The sequence below is a fragment of the Citrobacter sp. Ce129 genome (assembly GCF_030334545.1).
Classification (GTDB): Bacteria; Pseudomonadota; Gammaproteobacteria; order Enterobacterales; family Enterobacteriaceae; genus Citrobacter; species Citrobacter europaeus.
This window is the reverse complement of the sequence record NZ_JAOWDS010000038.1, coordinates 1-323: the sequence shown is the minus strand read 5'-3', so window position 1 is coordinate 323 and position 323 is coordinate 1. Positions and strand designations below refer to the sequence as shown.

The window sequence follows — 323 nt, the reverse complement described above, 5'->3', positions numbered from 1 at the left end:
TTTGCAAAAGCAAACAGGGTCGGGCTGTCATAGATGCCGTTGCTGTAGGCACTTAATGAAGGTGAGTCATAAACACCGCCCTTCGCATTAAAACTAACACTGCTGCCAAAACTGCTGATGGCCATGCCGGTGCTCGCGGTGGCTGCGCCGCCAAAAAGACTGCCGCCGATACCCATGATGGATTTCAGGATGGTGTTGGTAATCAGCGCCTGCGCTGCCATATCGACAAGGTTTTTAATCACCGACTGTGTCAGGGAGGAAAATAACCCAATCATCCCGTCCCGGAGTGTCTGTGTACCATTCAGCATGCCGGTCAGCATGTT

Annotated in this window: 1 protein-coding gene; it reads right to left on the bottom strand. The window is 52.0% G+C overall.

Annotated features, from left to right (window positions below; genetic code table 11):
- Positions 1-323 (bottom strand): phage tail tape measure protein (locus OGV77_RS24810; RefSeq protein ID WP_286502534.1); only part of this gene is annotated, 323 nt, incomplete at both ends.